The organism is Catenuloplanes atrovinosus (assembly GCF_031458235.1).
In the GTDB taxonomy this organism is placed as follows: domain Bacteria; phylum Actinomycetota; class Actinomycetes; order Mycobacteriales; family Micromonosporaceae; genus Catenuloplanes; species Catenuloplanes atrovinosus.
The window spans coordinates 7412999-7433659 of record NZ_JAVDYB010000001.1; the positions used below are offsets into that span (position 1 = coordinate 7412999).

Sequence of the window (20661 nt, forward strand, 5' to 3'; positions counted from 1 at the left end):
CCGAACTACCCGTCATGAGGTGCTGGCTCGGCAAGTCCCTGGCAGGTGCGGCCCTCGCCCTCGCGGCGGGAGCGCTCGCACTCCCCACGCCCGCGTCCGCGGACGTGACGGTCGACCCGGACGTGAGCGTCCAGGGCGGCGCTCCCCGGCTGACCTTCACGGTGAGCAACAGCAGCCCGACGGCCACGCTCACCCAGGTCGTCCTCACCATGCCCGACTCGATGCCGATCGCGGAGACGTACCCGCTGTCGATCGACGACTGGGCCCCGACGATCAACTGGAAGCCGCTCGCGCAGCCGCTGCCCGGCGTGCACGGCAGCAACGTCACCGAGGCCGTGACGGACATCACCTGGTTCGCGATGCCCGGTAAGGGCGTCAAGCCCGGCCAGTCCGCGGACCTGCTGGTCACGCTCGGCCCGCTGCCCGTCGCCGACCAGGTGGTCTTCAAGATCACCGAGAAGTACGACGACGGCAGCTCCGTGGTGAACGACGCGGTGCCCGCGGCCGGCGCCACCGCGCCGCGCGCCGCGGCCGTGCTGCGGCTCATCCCGGACACGGTCAGCGACGCCCAGGGCGGTCACCACGGCGGCACCGCGACGGAGACCGAGACGGTCGCGTCCGTCACCGACGAGGGCTCGGACACCGGGCTCTGGGTGGGCATCATCGGGCTCGCGGCCGGCCTGGTCGGCGGCGGCGCGATCATGTGGCTGTTCGCCTCGCGGCGGCGGCCGGAGCCGGCCGGTGGCGCCGAGCTCAGCCTGGACGAGCTGACCGCACCGCGGCAGGCGGACGAGTCCGACACACCGGACTCGGCGTGGCGGTATCGCGGCGACTCCCCGGAGGAGGAGTCCTCCGCCGAGGAGGACGCGCCGCCCAAGATCAGAGCTGCCGCCGGGAAGACGTCCTGATCGGTTCGACAGGGCTGTAGGGGTGGCCGCCGTCCGCACCCGGACGGCGGCCACCCCCGTTTCTCACCTGGTCAGCAGCTCGCGCAGCTCCTTGACCACCACCGCGGGCGCCTCCTCCGCCATGAAGTGCCCGCAGGAGACCGTGCGGTGCCGCAGATCGGCCGCCCACCGCTCCCACAGCGCCACCGCGTCGAAGCCGAGCGCCGCGCCCCAGTCCTGCTGCAGCACGGTGACCGGCATCGACAGGCGGTTGCCCGCCGCCAGGTCCGCCCGGTCGTGCGCGATGTCGACGCCGGCCGTGGCCCGGTAGTCCGCCACGATCGACGGCACCGCCTCCCGCGACGCGCGCAGGTACTCCGCGCGGACCGGCGCCGGAATCGCCTCCGGGTCGTTGCTCCACAGGTCCAGGAAGTAGCCGAAGAAGTCGTCCGCGGTCGCCGAGATCATCTTCTCCGGCAGGCCGGGCGGCTGCGCCATCAGGAACAGGTGGAAGCCGACCGCCGCGGACGCGCCCCGCAGCACGTCCCACGAGTCGAGCGTCGGCAGCACGTCCAGCGAGGCCAGGTGCGTGATCGTGGCCGGGTGGTCCAGACCGGCGCGGATCGCCACCAGCGCGCCCCGGTCGTGGCCGGCCAGCGCGAACCGGTCGTGCCCGAGCGCCGCGGCCAGCGCCACCACGTCCGCCGCCATGGTCCGCTTCGCGTAGACGTCCGGCCCGGTCTCGGCCGGCTTGTCGCTGTCGCCGTACCCGCGCAGGTCCGGCACGATCACGGTGTGGTCGGCGGCCAGGTCCGCGGCCACGTGCCGCCACATCAGGTGCGTCTGCGGGAAGCCGTGCAGCAGCACGATCGGGCTCCCCGACCCGGCCACCGCCGCGTTCAGCGCCACCCCGTCCGCCACGGTCACCCGCTCGTACGCGAATCCGTTGATCCTCATCGTCATCCCCTGACATGTTCGTTCCGACGCCACCGACGATGGCGCGCGCCGATGAGCGGCGAATCAGCAGCGGACAAGTGCTCTAGATTGGGCGGGTGACGGTGACGTTCGGTGTGCTCGGGCCGCTGTCGGCCGAGACCGCCGCCGGTCCCGTCGCGCTGCGTGGCAACCGGCAGCGCGCCGTGCTCGCCCGGCTGCTGGTCGCGCACGGCCGGGTCGTACCCGTGGACACGCTCGTCGACGATCTCTGGCCGGACCCGCCGGACCGCGCGGTCGCCTCGATCCGCACGTTCGTCGCCGACCTGCGCCGCGCGCTCGAACCGGACCGCCCGCCGCGCCGCCCGTCCGAGCTGCTGCGCACCGCGCCGCCCGGCTACGCGCTGCACGCCGACTCGATCGACGCGGTCCGCTTCGCCGACGCGGTCCGGGCCGCCGCGGACCTGCCGCCCGCCGCGGCGCTGGCCGGCCTGGACGACGCGCTGGCGCTGTGGCGCGGTCCCGCCTACGCGGAGTTCGCGGCCGAGGGCTGGGCCCGCGCGGAGATCGACCGACTGGACGAACTGCGCGCGCTCGCCGTCGAGCGCCGCGCCGCCGCGCTGCTCGACCTGGGCCGGCCCGCCGACGCCGTACCGTCGCTGCGCTCCCACACCGCGGCGCACCCGCTGCGCGAGGAGGCCTGGCACCTGCTGGCCACCGCGCTCTACCGCACCGGCCGGCAGGGCGACGCGCTGGCCGCGCTCCGCCACGCCCGCACCACGCTCGCCGACCAGCTGGGCGTGGATCCGGGGCCGCGGCTGCGCGCGCTCGAGTCCGACATCCTGTCCCAGGCGCCGGCTCTAGATCAAAATCCTTCAGCGGTACGGACGCCCGTGCGCGACCTCCCCACCGGGAGTCCCCGGGCCACCACCCCCTTCGTCGGCCGAGCGGAGGAACGCGGCCTGCTCGACGACGCCGCCCGCACCGCCGTCCGCGCACGCCGCCCGATGCTGGCGCTGATCTCCGGAGACGCCGGCGCGGGCAAGACCGCGCTGGCCGAGGCGCTCACCGCGGCGCTCGCCGAGACCGGCTGGACCACGGTCTGGGGCCGCTGCCCGGAATACGAGGACGCGCCCACCGCCTGGCCCTGGCTGCAGGTCGCCGAGGCCCTGTCCGGCGGCCCCACGGCCGATCAGCCCGGCGAGAGCGGGTTCCGGCTGCGGCGCGCCACGTCGGCGCTGGTGACCGGTGCGGCGGAGCGGGCGCCGACGCTGATCGTGCTGGACGACCTGCACTGGGCGGACGAGGGCACGCTCGACCTGCTGGCCGGGTTGTTCACCGGGCCGGACGCGATCACCGGCCCGGTCCTGGTGGTCGGCACCTACCGGGCCACGGAGATCACGCCGGAGCTGGGCGCGGCGCTGGCCCGGTTCGCGCGCGCCGAGCCGGTCCGGATCTACCTGGGCGGGCTGTCCGTGACCGCGATCGGCGAGCTGGCCGCGTCCGTCACCGGGGACGAGGTCGCGCCGGACGTGGCGGAGCGGCTGCACCGGCGTACCGGCGGGAATCCGTTCTTCGCCCGGGAACTGGCCCGGGTGCTGGCCGCCGAGGGCCTGGACGCGCTGGACGGCGTGCCGGCCGGCGTCCGCGACGTGATCCGGCACCGGCTCGCCCGGCTGCCCGAGCGCACCCGGTCGGTGCTCCGGCGCGCCGCCGTGCTCGGCCGCGACGTCGACCCGGACGTGCTGGCCGCGCTGACCGATGTGGACGGTGACGGCCTGCTGGACGCGCTGGACCGCGCGGTCGCCGCCGGGCTGCTGACCGAGACCGGCGGGCGGCTGCGGTTCACCCACATCCTGGTGCGGGACACCGTCTACCGGGACCTGTCCGCGCTGCGCCGGACCCGCTGGCACGCCGCCGCCGGCGCCACGCTGGAGCGGCTGCGCCCGGACGACCCCGGCCCGCTGGCACACCACTTCGCGCTGGCCGGCCCGGACGGCGCACCCCGCGCGGCCCGCTACGCCCGCGCCGCCGCCGAGCAGGCGGAACGCCGCGGCAACCCGCACGAGGCCGCACGCATGTGGCACCGCGCGCTGGACGCGCTCGGCGCCGCCGGTGACCTGCGGGAACGTCTGACCGCCCGGATGGGACTGGGCCGGGCGCTCGCGGTGGTGGGCCGGCTGGCGGAGGCGCGCCGGCACCGCGCGGACGCGATCGAGGCGGCGGAGGCACTCGGCGATCCGGAGGCGGCCGCGATCGCGCTGACCTCGTTCGGCGTGCCCGCGGTCTGGCCACGCAACGACGACGAGGACCTGTCCGCGCGGATCGTGGCCGCGGCGGAACGGACACTCGCGGCGCTGACCTCGTCCGACCTCCGGCTGCGCGGCAAGCTCCTCAGCACGATGGCGCTGGAACTGCGTGGCGCCCCCGACCCGCGCGGCGACACGGCCGCCCGGGAGGCGGAACGGCTGGCCCGGCGGCTCGACGAGCCCGAACTGCTGGCGTTCGCGCTGAACGCGCGGTTCATGCACTGCTTCGGCCGGGCCGGGCTCTCCGCCGAGCGGGCCGCGATCGGCGCGGAACTGGTGTCGCTGGCCGCCCGGCACCGCCTGGTCACCTACGAGGTGCTGGGCCACCTCATCCTGCTGCAATCCGCCTGCGCCCGCGGCGACACGGACGCCGCCGACCACCACGCGGGGAACGCGGACCGGCTCGCCACCCGCCACGACCTGCCCATGGTCGGCGTCTTCACCGGCTGGTACGCGGGCCTGCGCCACGCCCTGCACGGCGATCCCACCGCCGCCGAGGCCGCCTACCGCGCCGCCGCCGCCCGGATGGCCGGCAGCGGCATGCCGGGCGTGGAGGACGGCCTGCTCCCCCTGGCCCTGCTCTCCCTGGACCCGCACGCCGACGTGGCCGACACCGGCCCGTACGAGCCCTGGGTCCGCCCGCTGCGGCTGCTGGTTCGAGGCCGCCCCGAGCAGGCCGCCGCCGCGCTGCGCGAGGTGCCGGAGTCGCCGCGGGACCTGCTGCTGGAGGCCCGGCTGTGGCTGCTGGCGCGCGCGGCCGACGCGCTCGGCGCGACGGACGTGCTCGCCCGGGCGCGCGACGCGCTGCGGCCGGCCGAGGGCGAGCTGGCCGGCGGCGCCAGCGGCATCCTCAGCTTCGGCCGGATCTCCGTGACGCCGGCCGCGTCAGGCCGCCGGCTGGAGTGACCAGCGCGCCTCGATCCACCGGCGTTCGCCCTCGGTGTGTGCGGTGATCTCGACCCCGGGACGGTGGGCGATCGGGGCGTCGGGCATGTCGCCGATGACGCTGACCACGACCTCGTCGCCGGAGCCGACCACGGTGACACGGGCCCAGGTGGCGGCGTTGCTGAGCGCCTCTATCGGGGCCTCGGAGAGTGCGCGGCAGGTCTCCACGGACAAATCCGGCAGCGTGCCGACGCGGACCAGGGACACCTCCACGCCGCGGCGTTCGGCGACGTCGGCACCGGCCCGCAGGCCGTGCAGCAGCGGGTCTGGGACGTCGTCGGTCTCGGCGAGCAGGCGGCGCAGGCGGGCGGCGCCGGCCCGGCAGCGCTGCTGGACCAGCGGGTCGCCCGGATCGGCGCCGTCGGCCAGCTCGGTGAGCAGGCCGCGGATGTCGTCGCGGATGTCCTCGTAGCGGGCGACCCGGGCCGCGTGCACCGCCTCCGCGACCGCGCGCCGGTCCGCGACCTCCGCGCGCGCGATCGCGCTCCGGGTGACGGACGCGGCGATGGTGCGGACGCCACCGGCCGTGAACGCGAAGCCGAGCTGCAACGCCGAACTGCCGATCAGCACCATGCCCAGCCGGGCCAGCGTGATCCGGTCGAGCTGGTCACCGATCGCCAGGCCGATCACCACGATCGCGGTGTTGGCCAGCAGGAACCCGACGAGGTGGCTGATCGGCCGCCGCCAGCAGATGATCACGCCGAGCCAGCCGATCGCGCCCCAGGCCCAGTCGTACGACCGGAGGATCTCCTCGGGCGGGCACATGGCCAGCACGATCGCGACCACGCTCAGCGCCGCGGCCGTCAACGGCCAGAACAGGTGCGGGCGCGCCCGGCCGAAGATGTCGAGCGCGCCGGTCACGCCGATCGCCAGGTACGCCACCCAGCACACCGCCACCACCCACGGCCAGCGGTACACGGACCAGCCGAGCACGGTCATCGTGCCGTCGTAGAGCAGGTGCCAGCAGATCGGGATGGCCAGCGCGGCGATCGCGGTGCCGCGCACGTAGCGGCGGGCGACCAGCATGGCGGTGCTCTCGATCACGGCCACCACCGCAGCGTGACCGTGGTGCCGCCGCCGGGCGCGGAGTCCACGTCGGCCAGGCCGCCGACCGTCTGCATCCGCCCGATGATCGCCTCGCGCACGCCGTACCGATGGAAGGGTGTGCTCTTCGGGTCGAACCCGCGACCGCGGTCCCGGATCTCCACCTGGACGGCCCCGTTGTCGCTGGTCAGGCTGATCCGCACGCGGCTGGTGCCGGCGTGCCGCCGCACGTTGCTGACCGCCTCCGCGGTCGCGCCGGCGATCGCCTCCGCCACCGGTGCCGGCACCTCGACCGGCGTCAGCGCGAGTGCCACGTCCAGATCCTCCCGCAGCGCGATCTCGCGAAGCCGGTCGTCGAGACCCTTCGGCGGTACGTCGGGGACCGGCGCGTCCGGATTCGACAGCCGGTCGAGGACCAGGATGTCCGCCGCCGCGCGCCGCCGCAGCTGCGCCGACGGGCCCTGGATGCCGGCCGTGCCCACCATGGTCAGCGTGGACAGCACGGTGTCGTGCAGGTCCCGCCGCTGCTCCCGCTCGTCCCCGCGGCGAGCCCGCTCGATCAGCTCGGCCCGCTGGTCGCGCAGCACGGCCGCGAGCTCCGCGTCCGCGTACCCCGCGGACTGCCGCACCACCCGCATCAGCACCGTCAGCGCGATCACCTGAATGACGTGGATCAGCGCCGCTATCACGCCGTCGTCCGCCGGGCGGATGCCGACCAGGTGCGACGCGGTCAGCACCAGCGACGCCGAAACCGCCCACCGGACCGGCAGCCCCATCGCGGCCACCAGCATCGCCATCGTGACCAGCCCGCCGATCCAACTGGCGCCGCCGGGCAGCGCCGCCGGCACGGTCACGTTCTGCTGGATCAGGCACAGCCCGGACACGAGAGCCACGTCGCCCGCGGCCAGCCACCAGGTCAGCCCCCGCACCCGGGCGATCGCGACGAACACCACCGACCAGATCAGGTTCGCCGCGAGGGCGCCGACCACCAGCGCGTTCGCCTCCGGCGCGGTCATCACGCCGGCGACCGTGGCCGCCAGCCCGACGAACCCACGCAGCAGTACGACGGAACGTATCGCGTACCGCAGCAGCGCCTGCTCGGCCGGACGTTCACCGGCTGTGGTCATGCCACCGGACGCCACCGGTCGGTCCACTGTCTCCACCGGCCGTTCCGGCCGCTCCGCCACCACGGTCGCCGGAAGCCACTCGGATCGCGATGCCATCGTCTCCATCCGGTCTCGGCTCTCGCGCCCCACCTTTCCACGCTTCCGTACGCCCCGTCATCCCCCGCTCGCCCACTGAAGCCCGGCAACCGTCCGGTCCATTCCGCGGGTCCGGCGACCGGTCGGCTAGACGTATACACGTCCCGGTGTCCGTACGGCGGTGCCTAGCGTGTCCGCATGATCGCGCCAGATCGCCGGGGTGCCGCCTACCGGCAGCTCGCCGGTGTCCTCCGCGATCGCATCACGCGGGGAAGCCTCCCACCGGGCCACCGGCTGCCGTCCGAGAAGGACCTCCACGACGAGTTCGGCCTGGCCCGGGAGACCGTCCGGCGGGCACTCGCCGTGCTGCGGCAGGAGGGCCTGATCGAGGTGCGCCACGGCCACGGCACGTTCGTGGCCGCTCCGCCGCCGACCGTCACGGTCCACCCCGGCGACAGCGTGACCTCGCCCGCCGCCACCACCGTGACCCGCGCCTCCGGCGAGGTGGAGACCTACCCGACCGGCACCAGGCTCACGGTCGCCGCACGCCCCACCGTCGCCGCCGCCGTCATCGTCACCGACGGCCGGGTGCTCATGATCCGCCGGAGGGTCGCGGAAGGCCCGCTCTCCTGGCAGTTCCCGGCCGGCGAGATCGAACCCGGAGAAACCCCCGGCCAGGCCGCCGCCCGCGAAACCCACGAGGAGACCGGCATGACGGTCCGGCCGGCCCGCTTACTCGGCGACCGCGTACACCCGGCCACCGGCCGTCACATCGTCTACGTGCTGTGCGAGGCCATCGGCGGCACCGCCCACGTCGCCGACGCCGAGGAGGTGGCGGAGGTCGCCTGGTGCGACCGGGCAACCCTCGCATCCCACGTCCCCTACCCACTCTTCGCCCCGGTCCGCCAGCACCTCGACACCGTGCTGCGCTGACGCCCCGACCATCACACGAGAGACGCCCGGCACCCGCATGCGCGGCTGCCGGGCTTCTTCCCTGCTCAATGGCGGTGGCGGCGGGATTTGAACCCGCGGAGGGCGTAAACCCTCACACGCTTTCGAGGCGTGCTCCTTAGGCCACTCGGACACACCACCGGTAGGTACGTTACCGGACGCCTGATCGCCGTCGCGCGCGGGGCGTGGGGTTGCGGAGCGGGGGCGCGGGCGGCCGCGGGCCTGGCATGATCGGCGGCATGAGTGTGCACATCGGCGCCAATCCGGGCGAGATCGCCCCGCGGGTCCTCATGCCCGGGGATCCGCTGCGGGCGAAGTGGATCGCGGAGACGTTCCTGCAGGATGCGAAGTGCTACTCGACCGTGCGGGGCATGCTGGGGTTCACCGGCACGTACCGTGGGGTCGAGGTGTCGGTCCAGGGCTCCGGCATGGGCATGCCGTCCGCGACCATCTACGCCCACGAGCTGATCAACGAGTACGGCGTGACGACGCTGATCCGCGTCGGCACCTGCGGCGCGATCGTGGACGACCTGCAGTTGCGGGACGTGATCGCGGTCAACGGCGCGTCCACCGACTCCAGCATGAACCGGCAGCGCTTCGACGGCCTGATCGACTACGCCCCGGTCGCCGACTTCGGCCTGCTCCGCACCGCGGTGACCACGGCCGAGGAGCGCGACATCCCGGTGCGGGTCGGCCCCATCCTGGCCGCCGACCTGTTCTACACGGACCGGATGGACCTCTACGACCGCCTCGCCGACTACGGCGTCCTGGCCGTCGAGATGGAGTCCGCCGCCCTCTTCACCACCGCCGCCCGCTACCGCGCCAAGGCCCTCACCCTCCTCACCGTCAGCGACCACATCAAGCGCGGCGAGAAGACCACCTCCCAGGAACGCGAACAGACCTTCTCCGCCATGATCGAGATCGCCCTCGACACCGCCATCACCGCCTGACCCCCCACCCCCCACCCCCACCCCCGACCCGCGCGATCTAGGGGGAGTCTCGTGAGGTGATCACCAATCACGGGACTTCGCCCTAGATCGGCGGCGGGCGATCAGTCGGAGGAGCGAGGTCACGAACGGCGCGGGGGCGCGGTACAGGTCGTGTGCGGTGGCGTAGCGCATCGCCCAGCCCCGGTCGGACAGCCGGTTGTGACGCCACCGGTCCGCCCGCAAGCGGCTCCGGTCGAGATGCGATGCCCCGTCGTATTCGACTCCGATACGCAGTTCCGGGTTGCCCAGGTCCATCCGATAGTCGAACACCGTGAGCTGCGGCTGGAAACCCTCGATGCCGAGGTCGTGAAAGAGCAGGCGGAGTTCACTCTCCTGCCGGCACTCCGCGCGACCGTCGGCGATCCCGACGATCTCCCGCGCCTGTCGAACTCCGCGCAGCCCGTCATGCAGCCGCACCTCGTCGCGCAACTGCTCCACGGAACACGCACCGGCGAACAGCGCCGCGTCCACGATCGGGAGGGCTTCGGCTCGCGGCGTCAACCGGGCTAGATCGACAGCCACCCGCGAGGCCGGCGCACAGGGCACGCCGAAGATCGTCACCGGGTCACCGATCGGCAGTGTGACCTGGTGAGACGCGATCCCTCGCCGTTGCGGGAAGGCGTTCCCCGCCGGGACCATGAGGTGGACCCGGTCCTCCTCCACCACACCGAAGCCGTACAGCAGCGCAGCGGTGTGAAACCCGACGACCGCCTCGGGCGGCGCCACCGCCAGCGCCGAACGCACCTTCTCGAGTACCGTGGGCGGCTCCGCACCGGGCAGGTAGAGCCCATGCTGTGGGCGCTGAATCCGTCCTCTACCCGCCGCCCAATAAGTGGCGCGCTTGCTGATGCCCGTGGCGCGCCACCCGTCATAGCTGACCGGCACCCTCCCGTCCTCCAACAGGAATGGCACACGCGTCGCATCCCGATACAGATCCATGGCGCACACACTCATCGCCTCCACACACCACCCCCACCCCCTGTGGACGACACGCCCCCCATCCACACCCTCCCCTCCCTCCCGACCTCCCCCGCGATCTAGGGCAAAGGCCCGCTTTTGAAGATCAGACAGCAGGAGTACGTCCTAGATCGGCGCGGAGAGGGCGGGGCGGCGCGGGGCGCGGGCGGCGCGGGGCGCGGGCGGCGCGGGGCGCGGGCGGCGCGGGGCGCGGGCGGCGCGGGGCGCGGCGCGGATGCGGAGCGGGGCGCGGATGCGGAGCGGGGCGCGGGTGCGGCGCGGATGCGGAGCGGGGCGCGGCGCGGATGCGGAGCGGGGTGCGGCGCGGATGCGGAGCGGGGCGCGGGTGCGCGGATGCGGAGCGGGGCGCGGGTGCGGCGCGGATCGCGGGGAGCAGGGCCAACGGCGCGCCGGCGGTTCGTCAGGCGAAGAACGTGCGGAGGAGCGCGGCGCAATCCGCCTCCAGGACCCCCGCGTAGACCTCGGGCCGGTGGTTGAGGCGACGATCACGGACCACGTCCCACAGCGACCCGACCGCCCCCGTCTTCGGCTCCCACGCGCCGAAGACCAGCGTCTCCACCCGGGCCAGCACCAGCGCGCCCGCGCACATCGTGCACGGCTCCAGCGTGACCACCAGCGTGCACCCGCCGAGCCGCCACTCACCGCCGCCGCCGGCGGCGGCTGCGGCCCGGCGAAGGGCGAGGATCTCGGCGTGGGCGGTCGGGTCGCCGGTCAGCTCGCGTTCGTTGCGGGCCGCCGCCAGTTCGGTGCCGTCCGGGCCGAAGATGACTGCTCCGACGGGTACGTCGTCGGCTGCGTCCGCGGCCACCGTGAGGGCCCGCCGCATCCACCGTTCGTGCCGCTCGCGCCGTGTCTCCACCCGCGCATTGTCCCCGGCCCGCGGTCAGGGCCGCGCACCGGGAACGCGTGATCAGTGGCGTAGCGCGTGCTCGCGCAGTTCGTCCACGACCTCGGCGCTGCCGATGATGTGCTCGCAGAGTTCGTGGGTGACGTCGGACGGGTGCACGCCCTCCCGGCCGCACATCAGCAGCAGGTCGTGTGAGGAGATGCCCAGGTCGGCCAGGAGATCGGGGTCGCCGATCGGGTCGATCTCGGGATCGTCGGGTGCGGTGGACGTCGTGGCCGAGCCCTCCTCGACGCCCTCGGTGACCTCGTCGATCTCGTTGTGGATCTCGATCGCGGGCATCTCGACGTCGCTCAGCAGCATGGCGCCCAGCCGGGACTCCTCGGCGAAGATCGAGTCGGAGCCGAAGACGCGCGGGTCCTCGCCCTCGTCGAGTCGCATGATCACCAGGTACGAGTCGTCGGACTCGACGAAGAGCAGGCTGAGGTCGGCGTCGTGGTCGACGTCGCGCAGGCGGTCGGCGATGTCCTCGGTGTCCGCGGCGCCGGTGAGCGGCAGGTCGGAAGCGAACCAACCACTCGGGCCCCGGACCAGGGCGGCAGCGAAGTACGACATTGGGTCCCCCCGGAGTCCAGCCGTCGATACGCGTGACGGTAGTCGGTGCAAGGGCCGCAGATAGGGCATTCCGCAAGCCTGAAGAGACGGGGAGGAAATTCTTTACGACCGGTCGGTCTTTTTGTAGGGTCGTATCCGTGGCTCGCGACGGACGACTCGCGCGCGGCGACCGCACCCGGGCCGCCGTGCTGGACACGGCCGTCGCGCTGGCCACCCGGGACGGGCTGGACGGCCTGTCGCTCGCGCAGGTGGCGGAGGAGCTGGGCATCAGCAAGTCCGCGCTGTTCGCGCACTGGCGCAGCAAGGAGGATCTCCAGCTCGCCACCATCGAGCACGCGCGGGAGCAGTGGCTGGAGCGGGTGATCAGCCCGGCGCTGCGGGAGCCGCGCGGCGTGCGCCGGCTGAGGGCCCTGCACGAGCGGCGGATCGCGTTCTACGCGGAGTCCGTACTGCCCGGTGGCTGTTTCTTCGGAAACGTGCAGTTCGAGTTCAACGTCCGGGAAGGCCCGATCAGGGCGCGGCTCGCCGAGATCTTCACGGACTGGCTCGCGATGCTGGAACGCCTGGCCCGGGAGGCGATCGAGCTCGGCGAGCTGGTCCCGGACACCGACCCGGCGCTGCTGGCGTACGAGTCGGAGGCGTTCGGCCTGGCCGCGGTCATGCAGTCCCGGCTGCTCGGCACCGCGGCCGCCTACGACCTCGCACTGCGGTCCATGCGGGCCCGCCTGCGAGCACTGAGCACCGACCCAGAGGAGCACGACGAATGACCACCCCCACCATCGAGTACGGCGCCATCGCCCCGGTCACGATCCACTTCGACGATCTCGACGCGCTCGGGGTCGTGCACAACGCCCGGTACGCGGTGCTGGTCGAGCGCGCGATCATCGAGTGGTGGGCCGCGCGCGGCTGGTCGTTCTCCGGCGGCCGCCCGACCAAGCCGGACGCGTTCAACGTCATCCGGGAGTACACGATCACGTTCCACGTGCCGATCATCGGCACCGGCCGGGTCGCCGTGCACTTCTGGCTGGAGAAGCTCGGCAACACCAGCGCGGACTACCGCTTCCGGTTCGTCTCCGAGGACGGCTCCGCGGTCTACGCGGAGGGCCGGCGGATCAACGTGTGCCTCGACCCGGCCACGATGCGCCCGAGCTCGTGGACGGAGGAGGCCCGCGCGGTGGCCAAGGAGATCACCAAGGGGTAGTCACCAGAGCGGCCAGTCCATCGTCTGGGCCCAGCGGGTCGCCACCGCGTACGCCGCGATCGCCCAGGCGACGCCCACACTGATCGAGATGCCGGCCGCGGCCCCCCGGTCTCCCGCGCGGGAGAGCACGGCCGCGGCCAGCCAGGCGACGCCGCCCGCGATCAGCGTCCACCACACGTACCCGGCGAAACTCGTCCCGAGCAGCGGCAGGAGCACCATCCAGAACACGCCGCCGCCCAGCCCGGCCATGAACCAGGACGCGCGCACCGGGTGCGGCTCGCGGTAGGTCGGCCGCAACGGCGCCGGCGGTGGATAGTCCATCGGCGGGCCGAACCGGTGCGCCTCCCGGGCCGCCACGATCGCGGGCGGCCCGGCGAAGCGATCGTCGCCCGGCTCGAACGGCGGCGGGGCCGTGAAGGCGGGATCGCCGTAACCGGGCTGTTGCGCCACGTGGCCACGCTCCTGGGATGCTCGCGGTTGCCGTCCTTCGAGCCTACTGCCGAACGGCGGCCGGACCGCGCACCGCGGCGCCGATCTGCCAAGATGGCCCCATGCAACGGGGAGGAAACCGGGTCTCATCGATGGCCGGCGTCGCGATGACGCTGGCCGCGACGCTCATGGCAAGCGGCTGCGCCACCGGGCCGGAGCCGGCTGCGCCGGTCTGGCAGGCCGGTTCGCCCGGTTCGTCCGCCATCGCGCCGCCGTCACCGTCACCGTCCGTGACCGCGTCCCCCACACCGTCGTCGTCGCCGTCAGCCTCTCCGTCCGCGTCCGCCTCCGCGTCGAAGCCCGCGCCGTCGAAATCCGCGAAGCCCGCGACGTATACGTACGTGTTCCCGGTCCCCGGCAGCCCGGTCTCGTACCATCCGACGCACTCCGCCTATCCGGCCACCGACATCTTCGCGAACTGCGGAAACCCGGTGCTGGCCGTCACCGACGGCACGGTCGTCGAGGTCAGCCGCAAGGACGAGTTCGTCAAGGGCAGGCCCGACGGCCCGCTCAACGGCGGCTTCTTCGTCTCCCTGGTCGGCGACGACGGCGTCCGCTACTACGGCTCGCACATGTCGCTGGTCGACTCCGGCATCGAGCCGGGCGTCCGGGTCCGCGCCGGCCAGCGCCTCGGCAACGTCGGCAAGACCGGCAACGCCAACAACGTCTGCCACCTCCACTTCGGCATCTCCCCGGCCTGCGCCGAGGCCGGCGACTGGTGGATCCGCCGCGGCGCCGTCTGGCCGGCCCCGTTCCTCGACTCCTGGCGCGAACAGGGCGGCGCCTCCCCGGTCGCCAAGGTCGCGGAGTACACCCAGGCGAACGGTTGCCCGAAGGCGCCGTACTAACGGCACAGATCAGGATTTTCCCGCTTCCGGCGGGGGCACGATCCGCATGCTCCCGCGGGCAAACCGCGCGGTGTCCTCCGACTCCGCTGGCGCTCCGCTCCGGTCACCGCGCCGGAGCCGGTCCCGCCGCTGGTCCCGGAGAACCCCGCGATCCGGTCACGGCTCCGGCCGGTGCCGCGAGCTGCGGCGCATCCGCCCACACCGCGCCGCCGTTCCACCGTGGTCCCGCCACGCGGCCGGCCGGCCGTTACAGGGCCCACTGGGCGAAGCGCTTCCGGGACGTACCGTTGATGGTGGTGAAAGCGCCGCCGGCGGCGACCTTGCCGAGAGCGGGACTGGACGCCATCGCGAGCACGCCGAGCACGCCGTTGCCGTCCGCGATCCACGGGCCCAGCCGGCCGTCGGACGGGTTCGCGGCGGCGAGCTTGACCCGCTTCGTCTGGCCGTCCCGGCAACTGCCCTGGCTGCCGGTGGCCGCGCTGGCGCAGATGTTGTCGAAGTGGCCGCCGATGTAGAGCGTGCCGGCCAGCAGCGCGAGCGCCTGCGGGTTGCCGTCCATGGTCATGGTCCAGCGGGTGGTGCCGTCCAGCCCGTACCCGATGACCTTGCCGCCCTGACCGCCGTGCGCGGCGTAGACGCCGGTGGGACTGACCGCGATGCCGTACACGATGACCGTGGCCCTGGTGGTGAAGCCGGGGTCCGGCGCGCCGGTGGACGGGCTGAGGGCCGCGATGCGCGGCGCGCCGCCGATGCCGTTGATCTTCTTAAACCGGCCGCCGACGTAGATCCGGCCGCCGCCGGACGCGAGCGCCTGCACCTGGTCGTCGGCCCTCGGCTGCCAGGCCGGGTCGAGCTTGCCGCTGCCCAGGCTGAACGCGGCCAGCATGCCCCGGCTCTCGCCGTTGACGTCGGTGAGGTTGCCGCCGGCGTAGAGCCGGTTGCCCTCGATGAGCAGCGCGTACGGCTGGCCGGTCAGCGTGTGGTTCAGCATCGCGCTGACCGCGCCCGTGGCGCCGTCCAGCTTGGCCAGGCCGTCCCGCCTGGTCGCGCCGATCCGGCCGAACGCGCCGCCGACGTAGACCGCGCCGCCGCCGGTGGCGATCGCGCGCACGGTGCCGTCCGCGGCGGGCGCCCAGTCGAGCAGCCGGCCGGTCCGCGCGTCGATCGCGGCGAGGCGGCCGCGCGCGACCTGCGCGCCGTCGACCACCGCGGCCGTGAAGTCGCCGCCGACGTAGATGGTGTCGCCCGCGTACGCCGTGGCCCAGACCGTGCCGTTGAACCCGGGCATGCCGGCCGGCGTGGACCCGACCGCGTGCGCGGGCGATCCGGCTCCCACGATCCCGGCCGCGATCATCGTCACGATGATTCGAGGCATTATGTTCCTAAAAATCATTTCATAACCGTACGGCGAATGACGGCGTCGTCCGGCGAACGAAAAGGGTGAAAAGCCGCAGAGCTTCGGCGGAGGCCGCCACGGGCCGAACCGGTGACCCGGAGCCGCGCGTCCGGCTCGGACGGTGTTGTGACACAGTCACCGCGTGCGCGTCGCCGTGATCGGAATGGGTCTCATCGGGGGTTCCGTGCTGCGGGCCCTCGCCGCCGCCGGCCACCGGGTGATCGGCTTCGACGCCGACCCGGCCACCCGCGGCACCGCCCGCACCGCGGCCGCGGAGGCACCGCCGAGCGCCCGGTGGCAGATCGCGCCGTCCGTCTCCGCCGCGGTCGCGGACGCGGAGCTGTGCGTCATCGCGGTCCCGCTGCCCGCGCTGGAGATCGTGCTCGATGAGATCACCGGGCGCGGCTACCGCGGCCTGATCACGGACGTCACCTCGGTCAAGATGCCGGTGCTGGACCTGGTCGAGCGCTACCTGGAGGGCGGCTCACAGCGCCTGGCCGGCTTCGTCGGCGGGCACCCGATGGCCGGCCGCGAGACGTCCGGCTTCACCGCCGCCGACCCGCGCCTATTCGACGGCTGCGCCTGGGTGCTCGGCCTGGAGCCCGGCCGCACCATGCTCGGCGACTGGCTGGACCTCGCCGCCCTGGTCACCGAGCTGGGCGCGCGCGCCGTACCGGCCACCGCCGCCGAGCATGACCGGGCCGTCGCCACGATCAGTCACGTACCGCACCTGGTCGCGTCCGCCGTCGCGGAACAGGCCGCGGACCCGCTCGCCGCCGCACTCGGCGCCGGCTCGTTCCGCGACGGCACCCGCGTCGCCGCCACCCGCCCCGACCTGGTCGCCGCCATGTGCGGCGGCAACGCCGACGCCGTGCGCCCGGTGCTCGACGCCGTGATCGAGTCCCTCACCGCCGCCCGCGCCGCACTCGACGCCCGCGACCCGATCGCCGCGCTGCGCCCCTGGCTCGTCCCCGGCCACCGCACCCGCTCCACCTGGCCCGCCACCGCCGGCGAGCCCCTCCCCATGCGCCCCTCCATCCCCGCCCTGCTCGACCTCGGCCGCGCCGGCGGCTGGATCACCTCCGTCTCCACGGACCGCACCACCGTCACCGCCGTCCGCCCCGAGTAACCCAAGCCGCCGATCTAGGGCGGATTCGCGCGATTGGAGATCGCAGCGCCGGAATCGTCCCTAGATCAGCGCGGGGTGGTCGGGCGGGAGGCGAGGGTGGCGTCGGCGAGGGCGGACCAGCCGGGGCCGAGTTCCTCGGTGTCGCCGCCGGCGCGGATCTTGAGGGCGGCGCCGTCGTACAGCGTTATCTCGTAGGTCTTCGGGACGCGACGGGCCAGGCGCGCGTCGGCGAACTCGGTGTACGCGACGAACCGGTGGCCGGGCTCGGCGGCGAGCCGCTCGGGCGGGATCGAGGTCAGCATGGCGTGCATGCGCGGGCGCACCTCCCGCTGCCGCAGGCGGGGGACGCCGGGCACGACGATCAGGCCCGTGTTCAGCAGGACCACGTCGGAGCGCTCGCCGTTGACGATCACGTTCATCAGGCCGGCCACCGCGCCCGCGCCGGCGGCGCCGGACCGGGGCGTCAGCGGCGGGGCGGAGCCGGCGTCGATGCCGAGGTCGACGAGGTGCTTGCGGGCCTGGTCCACGGTGCTCTCACTCAGCGCCAGCGACGCGATCTCGCCGAGCTTGAGCGGGCTGCCGTCGCGGCCGATCAGGCGGGGTGGCGCGGACCAGCTGTGCCGCCACCCGGCCACGCCGGCGTGGATCGCGGCGAGCAGCAGCAGCGACTCGACCTGGCCACGGGTGAACCGGCCGGTGGCGGCCACGTCCAGCGCCTCGGACAGCCCGGCGTCGTCGCGGCCCAGCGTACGGCCGGTCTCGCGCAGCACCTGGTCGGCGTCCCGGCGCAGCGTGGCGGTACCGGCGGCCGCGGTGAACTCGGGCCACGCCAGCGGGCGCCGTCCCTCCGCGACGGTGGCGTCCTGCAACGCCCGTGCCGCACCCGCGGGGTCCGTGATCAGCACGGTGGCCGGCGCCGGCGGCTCCTCGGCGCCGGGCGGGGGATCGGAGCCGGCCGGGAGTCCGCCCAGCGCGGCCACCCGCTCGGTCACCGGCGCATGCGTGTCCCAGCGGTCCGTGTCCGCCGCCTGGCTCCGCAGGTCGTCCAGTTCGTCCGCCCGGGCGTGCACGAAGTCCGCGAACCCGCCGTAGAGATCATCGGGAACGTATCCGTGCTCCCAGCCCGGCCGTACGTACCGGCGGAAGAAGAATGACCACGCCGCCTCCAGCACCGGCCGGTCCCGCAACGCCGCGATCGCGGCACCTCGCCCCGCGACCGTGACCGCGAGCCGGTCGGCCGCGGCCTCCTGCGCGCGCGTCGCGCCGGCGTCGGCCGCCAGGTACAGGTACGCGTACCAGCGCAGGAGGATCGGCATCCGCGGCAACGCGGCGGTGACCGCGAGCCGCCCCCGGTAGGCGACGCCGCCGGGCGGCGAGAAGTGGCCCAGCTCGTGCGCCAGCATCGCGCGCGCCCGGTCCACCGTCATGATCTGCAGCAGCGGCAGTCCGACGTAGAGCGTGCGCACGCCGCCGCGCAGGCCCAGCAGGCGCACGTCCTCCGCGACCCGCACGGTGGCGTCCGGCAGCAGCCGGATGTGGTCGGGCGCGCGCGTGCCGGCGTGGTCCGCGATCTCCCGGACCACGCGCCACAGCTCGGGCGCGCGCTCCGGCGCGACCGGGATGCCGTGCGGGCGGGAGCGGCGGTACGCCAGGCCGCGCCCCAGCGCCAGCGCGGCGACACCGACGCCGAGAGTGATGAGGGGCAGCGCGAGCTTGACCGCGCCCTGCCCGGCGACCCACATGCTCGCGACGAGGAGCAGGACCGCGACGAGAGCGAGCTGCGCCAGCGCGACCAGGTAGAACCCGGCGAGCAACACCACCGAGAGGGCGGCCCGTAGCGTGGCGGTCATCGTCGATCCTCCCCGTACGCCGGGCGTACGTGTGCCGGACAGTACCCATGTCGCGCGGGAGGCGACAACCCCGCGTTAGGTTGACGACATGGCTTCTCGTGATCCCGTCGCCGATCTGCGGCGCATCGCGTTCCTGCTGGAGGCGGCGCACGAGGCGACGTTCCGGGTCAAGGCGTTCCGGTCCGCCGCGAACGCGCTGGGTGCGCTCGACGCGGACGAGGTACGGCAGCGCGCCGAGAACGGCACGCTGGGCGACCTCAAGGGCGTGGGCGACGTGACCGCGCGCTGCGTGGCCGAGTCGCTGGCCGGTGAGGAGCCGGTGTATCTGCGCCGGCTGCTCGCCACCGAGCAGGACGACCTGCCGGTGACCGCGGTCAACCTGCGGAACGCGCTGCGCGGCGACTGCCACAGCCACTCCGACTGGTCCGACGGCGGCTCGCCGATCGAGGAGATGGCGCTGGCCGCGGTCGAGGTCGGCCACGAGTACCTGGTGCTGACCGACCACTCACCGCGGCTGAAGGTGGCGCGCGGGCTGACCCCGGCGCGGCTGCGCCGCCAGCTCGACCACCTGGAGAAGCTGAACGCGCAGCTGCCGGAGGGGTTCCGGATGCTGACCGGGATCGAGGTGGACATCAACCCGGACGGCAGCCTGGACCAGGAGGACGAGCTGCTGGCCCGGCTGGACGTGGTGGTCGGCTCCGTGCACAGCGAGCTGCGCGCGGACGAGGCCGCGATGACTCGCCGCATGCTGAAGGCGATCGCCAACCCGCACCTGGACATCCTCGGCCACTGCACCGGCCGGCGGCTGCCCACCAAGAACAACGACCGCGCGCACGCCAGGACCAGCAGCCGCCCGCCGAGCGACTTCGACGCGAAGCGCGTCTTCGCCGCGGCGGCGGAGCACGGCAAGGCCGTCGAGATCAACTGCCGGCCGGACCGGCTGGACCCGCCGAAGCGCCTGCTCCGGCTCGCGGTCGAGGCCGGGTGCCTGTTCGCGATCGACACGGACGCGCACGCGCCCGGCCAGCTGGACTGGCAGCGGTACGGCTGCGAGCGGGCCGCGCTCTGCGGCGTGCCCGCGGACCGCGTGGTGAACACGTGGTCCGCGGACGAGCTCATCGAGTGGACGGGCGCACGCTGAGCGTGCTGATCGCCACGCCGGCCAGCACGATCACCGCGCCGGCCGGCTGGTGCCAGGAGATGTGCTCGTCCAGCACCAGCACGCCGAGCAGCACCGCGAACAGCGGGATCAGGTACGTCACGGACGCGGCCGCGCTGGCCCCCATCACCCGGATGTTCCGCATGTTGACCAGGAACGCCAGGCCGGTGCCGAACACGCCGAGCGCGAGCACGCTGCCGATCACCTCCGGCGACAGGCCGAGCGGCGACGGCGGCGCACCGGCCAGCAGCGGCGCCGCGACCAGCAGTTGGACGGTGGCCATCAGCAGCTGGCCGGCGGCCAGCGACGCGGACGAGTCGGGCCGGTGCCCGAGGAACCGCTTCTGGTACGGGATCGCGAAGCCGTAGCAGGCCGCCGCGCCCAGGCACATGAGCTGCCCGGACAGCTGCGCGCCGCCGACGCCGTCCCAGACGCCGAGCACCACCAGCACGCCGAGGAACCCGACGCCGACCCCGGCGACCCGGCGCGCGGTCAGCGTCTCGGTGCGCAGCACCAGCGCCGCGATCGGCAGCGTGAGCAGCGGGGTGGTCGCGTTCCAGATGCCGGCCAGACCGGACGAGACGCGCTGCTCGCCGTAGCCGAACAGGGTGAACGGAATCGTCACGCCGAACACGCCGATGACGAACAGGTGCCCCCAGGCGACCGGATCGCGGGGCAGCCGGTCGCGGCTGAGCAACAGGACGACGGCCAGCGTCAGCGCGCCGGCCACGACCCGGAAGAGCGTCACGTAGACCGGGTGCAGCTCGCGCACGCCGATGCCGATGAACAGGAAACTCGCTCCCCAGACGGCGGCGAGCGCCAGATATCCGGGCAGCCAGGAGCGGGTGGTCACAGCGAGACACTCTGCCCCAGGGGTATGACAACATCACCG

19 protein-coding genes and 1 tRNA gene are annotated in these 20661 nt (G+C 73.9%); 9 read left to right on the plus strand and 11 right to left on the minus strand.

Translation table 11 applies throughout. From position 1 onward, the window contains the following. Positions 1-14: 14 nt before the first annotated feature. Positions 15-908 carry a DUF1775 domain-containing protein gene (locus J2S41_RS33040; protein ID WP_310373880.1) on the plus strand — a complete coding sequence of 298 codons (894 nt, stop codon included), beginning with the start codon at positions 15-17 and terminating at the stop codon, positions 906-908. A gap of 63 nt (positions 909-971) precedes the next feature. On the opposite strand, the gene J2S41_RS33045 is transcribed toward J2S41_RS33040, so the two are convergent. After that, complete coding sequence (locus J2S41_RS33045; protein WP_310373881.1) at positions 972-1844, minus strand: alpha/beta fold hydrolase; 873 nt, start codon at positions 1842-1844, stop codon at positions 972-974. 95 nt (positions 1845-1939) lie between these two features. On the opposite strand from J2S41_RS33045, the gene J2S41_RS33050 reads away from it, so the two are divergent. Then, positions 1940-5035, plus strand: coding sequence for an ATP-binding protein (locus J2S41_RS33050; protein ID WP_310373882.1), 3096 nt, complete (start codon positions 1940-1942; stop codon positions 5033-5035). On the opposite strand, the gene J2S41_RS33055 is transcribed toward J2S41_RS33050, so the two are convergent. Next, positions 5015-6124 (minus strand): hypothetical protein, encoded by a 1110-nt coding sequence (locus J2S41_RS33055; protein ID WP_310373884.1) that lies wholly within the window; start codon positions 6122-6124, stop codon positions 5015-5017. The genes J2S41_RS33050 and J2S41_RS33055 overlap by 21 nt on opposite strands. After that, entirely contained in the window at positions 6115-7245 is a 1131-nt protein-coding gene (locus tag J2S41_RS33060; protein WP_310373886.1) for a sensor histidine kinase, read from the minus strand. The genes J2S41_RS33055 and J2S41_RS33060 overlap by 10 nt, the downstream gene beginning before the upstream one ends. A gap of 273 nt (positions 7246-7518) precedes the next feature. Here J2S41_RS33060 and J2S41_RS33065 point away from each other — a divergent pair, with 273 nt between their 5' ends. Continuing rightward, positions 7519-8253, plus strand: coding sequence for an NUDIX domain-containing protein (locus J2S41_RS33065; protein WP_310373888.1), 735 nt, complete (start codon positions 7519-7521; stop codon positions 8251-8253). 69 nt (positions 8254-8322) lie between these two features. On the opposite strand, the gene J2S41_RS33070 is transcribed toward J2S41_RS33065, so the two are convergent. Beyond that, a tRNA-Ser gene (locus J2S41_RS33070) sits at positions 8323-8412 on the minus strand. Between the two features lie 98 nt (positions 8413-8510). On the opposite strand from J2S41_RS33070, the gene deoD reads away from it, so the two are divergent. Further along, positions 8511-9221: a purine-nucleoside phosphorylase gene (gene deoD / locus J2S41_RS33075; RefSeq protein ID WP_310373889.1), complete on the plus strand. Its 711-nt coding sequence runs from the start codon at positions 8511-8513 to the stop codon at positions 9219-9221. Positions 9222-9281: 60 nt separating this feature from the next. Here the strand turns inward: deoD and J2S41_RS33080 are convergent, their stop codons facing one another. The 3 genes from J2S41_RS33080 to J2S41_RS33090 form a co-directional block, all read right to left on the minus strand. Then, positions 9282-10199, minus strand: coding sequence for a type IV toxin-antitoxin system AbiEi family antitoxin (locus J2S41_RS33080; RefSeq protein ID WP_310373891.1), 918 nt, complete (start codon positions 10197-10199; stop codon positions 9282-9284). Between the two features lie 439 nt (positions 10200-10638). Beyond that, positions 10639-11064, minus strand: coding sequence for a nucleoside deaminase (locus J2S41_RS33085; RefSeq protein ID WP_310376704.1), 426 nt, complete (start codon positions 11062-11064; stop codon positions 10639-10641). A gap of 84 nt (positions 11065-11148) precedes the next feature. Continuing rightward, the gene (locus J2S41_RS33090; protein WP_310373893.1) at positions 11149-11697 is read right to left on the minus strand and encodes a tRNA adenosine deaminase-associated protein; all 549 of its coding nucleotides are present in this window, start codon (positions 11695-11697) and stop codon (positions 11149-11151) included. Between the two features lie 137 nt (positions 11698-11834). Here J2S41_RS33090 and J2S41_RS33095 point away from each other — a divergent pair, with 137 nt between their 5' ends. Continuing rightward, complete coding sequence (locus J2S41_RS33095) at positions 11835-12464, plus strand: TetR/AcrR family transcriptional regulator (RefSeq protein WP_310373894.1); 630 nt, start codon at positions 11835-11837, stop codon at positions 12462-12464. Beyond that, on the plus strand, positions 12461-12898 hold the full coding sequence (locus J2S41_RS33100) for an acyl-CoA thioesterase (RefSeq protein ID WP_310373895.1): 438 nt from the start codon (positions 12461-12463) through the stop codon (positions 12896-12898). The genes J2S41_RS33095 and J2S41_RS33100 overlap by 4 nt, the downstream gene beginning before the upstream one ends. Here the strand turns inward: J2S41_RS33100 and J2S41_RS33105 are convergent, their stop codons facing one another. After that, positions 12899-13219 carry a hypothetical protein gene (locus tag J2S41_RS33105; protein WP_374728295.1) on the minus strand — a complete coding sequence of 107 codons (321 nt, stop codon included), beginning with the start codon at positions 13217-13219 and terminating at the stop codon, positions 12899-12901. A gap of 230 nt (positions 13220-13449) precedes the next feature. Here J2S41_RS33105 and J2S41_RS33110 point away from each other — a divergent pair, with 230 nt between their 5' ends. Then, positions 13450-14235 (plus strand): M23 family metallopeptidase, encoded by a 786-nt coding sequence (locus tag J2S41_RS33110; protein ID WP_310373897.1) that lies wholly within the window; start codon positions 13450-13452, stop codon positions 14233-14235. Positions 14236-14482: 247 nt separating this feature from the next. On the opposite strand, the gene J2S41_RS33115 is transcribed toward J2S41_RS33110, so the two are convergent. Beyond that, complete coding sequence (locus J2S41_RS33115) at positions 14483-15589, minus strand: NHL repeat-containing protein (protein ID WP_310376706.1); 1107 nt, start codon at positions 15587-15589, stop codon at positions 14483-14485. 184 nt (positions 15590-15773) lie between these two features. Here J2S41_RS33115 and J2S41_RS33120 point away from each other — a divergent pair, with 184 nt between their 5' ends. Further along, positions 15774-16760, plus strand: a complete 987-nt coding sequence (locus J2S41_RS33120) for a prephenate dehydrogenase (RefSeq protein WP_310373898.1) — start codon at positions 15774-15776, stop codon at positions 16758-16760. 65 nt (positions 16761-16825) lie between these two features. Here the strand turns inward: J2S41_RS33120 and J2S41_RS33125 are convergent, their stop codons facing one another. Beyond that, a complete protein-coding gene (locus tag J2S41_RS33125) occupies positions 16826-18610 on the minus strand; it encodes a M48 family metallopeptidase (RefSeq protein ID WP_310373899.1) in 1785 nt (594 codons plus the stop codon). Positions 18611-18698: 88 nt separating this feature from the next. On the opposite strand from J2S41_RS33125, the gene J2S41_RS33130 reads away from it, so the two are divergent. Next, the gene (locus J2S41_RS33130) at positions 18699-19751 is read left to right on the plus strand and encodes a PHP domain-containing protein (protein ID WP_310373901.1); all 1053 of its coding nucleotides are present in this window, start codon (positions 18699-18701) and stop codon (positions 19749-19751) included. On the opposite strand, the gene J2S41_RS33135 is transcribed toward J2S41_RS33130, so the two are convergent. Beyond that, positions 19726-20622 carry a DMT family transporter gene (locus J2S41_RS33135; protein ID WP_310373903.1) on the minus strand — a complete coding sequence of 299 codons (897 nt, stop codon included), beginning with the start codon at positions 20620-20622 and terminating at the stop codon, positions 19726-19728. The two genes, J2S41_RS33130 and J2S41_RS33135, sit on opposite strands and share 26 nt — an antisense overlap. Between the last annotated feature and the right edge of the window lie 39 nt (positions 20623-20661).